This window comes from Microcoleus sp. PH2017_08_TRC_O_A (assembly GCF_020738665.1).
Classification (GTDB): domain Bacteria; phylum Cyanobacteriota; class Cyanobacteriia; order Cyanobacteriales; family Microcoleaceae; genus Microcoleus.
Genome location: NZ_JAEQCE010000191.1, coordinates 1 through 2,422 on the forward strand (window position 1 = coordinate 1; position 2,422 = coordinate 2,422).

Consider the following 2,422-nt stretch of genomic DNA (forward strand, 5'->3'; position numbering starts at 1 on the left):
CTACTTTGATAGAGTCGAGGGAATAATTACTCATTCCCCCTCTCCTTCAAAACCGTACTTGTGACTTTCACCACATACGGCTCCTCAATGACCTGGCTCTTGTTATGAGTACCTTTAACACTAGAACGGGTTGTCATCCCAGTTCTCCAAACGGACATCTCCGTCTGTTGCCGTTTTCAAGTCGTGGCAGTGGCGGTGAAGAAGCTGCCAATTACTATATTCATCCTTACCTCCTCTAGAAGTACGGATAACATGGTCAACTTCCCATAAATCGCCGTATTTGAAACTCAGCTCGCAGAGTACACATTTCCCAGCCTGCCTTTTCAAGAGAGTGGCTACTCTGGAAGACAGTTCCGGGTGGCTACTCATACGCTTACCCCAGTAGACTAAATCTCCATCAAACGGGCTTCTTGCACCCTGAACCTTGGTGTGGCGTACTATTGGAGTACTTGAATGTTTCACCAAGGCTGTTCCGCCTGACGTGGCAAATGTCCAGTTGTCTTTGCCTACGGTACGCCAGTAGTTACTAACAGTATCGTGGGCGTTAGTTTTGGTGCATCTGCTTTTTGCCCATGCGAGAAGCTTTTGATAGGTGAGGTGGTCACATTTGTTAAATGTTTCCTTACTCACAGATGACGCATAATAGTTACACCATCCTCTGATTATCGGATTGAGACGGCTTATCAATGCCTCTTGAGGGGCATTATGATGTTTATCTATTACTTGTCCTATCTTGTCAAGATGTCTCTTGACTGCTTCCTTTGTGGGTTTGATGATTGTTGTAAAGCCTAGATTTATTACTTCTTTACTAGGGGAATATTGATTACCCTTAGATAAAGTTGCCGCTCTGTATGCCCCTACTTTGTACTGGCGCACATTAAACCCTAAGAAGTTGAACCCCTCAGAGGTGTGGCATATTCGCGTTTTACTTGGCTTCAATTCTAGTCCCATGTTTTTTAGCCATTCGTCTGCTTTTTGTCTCAGGAGGGTTACAAACTCCTCAGACTCATGGAGTATCACAAAATCATCTGCATATCTTACTAGCGTAGGTTTAACCCTAGTAGTACTTTTCCTTCCGGTAGTCGTTACTATCCCTCTGGTGATTGTGTAGAAGCTTGTAATGAAATCCTCAAACCCGTGTAAGGCTATGTTTGCCAGAAGTGGAGAAATGACTCCACCCTGCGGTGTACCTTCCTTGGTGTTTGAGAATACTCCGCTATCCATCACTCCTGATTTCAACCAAGCTTTAATTTGCTTGCGTAATGTCGGGAATGTATTCAATTTTTGGAGCAGTGCTTTATGGTTTATGCAGTCGAAACATTGTGAGATATCAGCGTCAAGCACATACTTGGCTTTTAGGCTGACATTTTTGAAGATTGTCTCAATCGCATCATGGGCAGAACGTCCAGGTCGAAATCCGAAGGAATTTCCCTCGAATTTAGCTTCCCATTCTGGCTCAAGTGCCAGTTTTACTAGGGCTTGTAAGGCACGGTCAAACATCGTGGGTATACCAAGAGGTCGTTTCTCGACTTTTCCCGGCTTATCAATCCACACTCTGCGGGTAGGTTTGGACTTCCCAGTCACTTTGAGATGAGTTACCAAGACAAGACGGGCATGGGGGGTTAGGTTTTTAATTCCATCTACACCTGCCGTTTTCTTACCCTGGTTATCCTGCGAAACCTTCCTTACCGCGAGACACTTACCCGACCAAGACCTCATCAAAGTCTTCTGGAGTCTCCGAACTGCTTTAACGTCGCCACGACTAGAGGCTTTGAAGATTCTCTTTTGGAGCTTGAAGACTCGTACCTCTAACTTTCGCCAGGGTAAAGCCTTCCATTCCACCGTCTGATTGTTCAGCGTTTTAGACATTTAATCTCTCACTCAAGATTCTTCATTCCAAGACATCGTGAATCTGTCAGCATATCCTTACCATTACAGTGAGGCATTCGCTTCTGACTCAATCCCACCCTCTTTCTGCTTGTGGTTGGAACCTACTTAGGTATTCGACCTCCTAAGAGCGTGAGAGAGGGTTACTTCGTTCCGAGTGGTCATTTCAAGTCTTTTAGAGCGACACTATTCACCGGGTTTCTTTGGAGTGCTAGTTAGTCAACTAAGAATTTGCTAACTCCTTATCCTTGCCTTTTGGCTTGGGGTATCAGCCTTATTACCCCATTCAACATCACGATGATTCAGGCGTGCCTTCAAGCTTTCGCTTTACTCATGAGAACTTCTGCTTGGTAGTCACTGGCTTAGGCTGTCAGTGCTTTTACCTTCTATCCCTTGCAGTCGGTTCTGGGTTTTCCTGCCCATGTCCCTAGGGATATGCTTTCACCCCAGCACCAGGGGGGATGGACTTCGGTTTCTAGGGTACTTCCGTCACCATCATGTTCCACTCAGTTATCCAGGTCGTCCCTGGCTAGCC

Annotated in this window: 1 protein-coding gene; it reads right to left on the bottom strand. The window is 45.7% G+C overall.

Features of this window, described 5'->3' with window-relative positions; genetic code table 11:
* Nucleotides 1-120 precede the first annotated feature (120 nt).
* Nucleotides 121-1,869, bottom strand: a complete 1,749-nt coding sequence (gene ltrA, locus JGK22_RS32945; RefSeq protein WP_325315998.1) for a group II intron reverse transcriptase/maturase — start codon at nucleotides 1,867-1,869, stop codon at nucleotides 121-123.
* Between the last annotated feature and the right edge of the window lie 553 nt (nucleotides 1,870-2,422).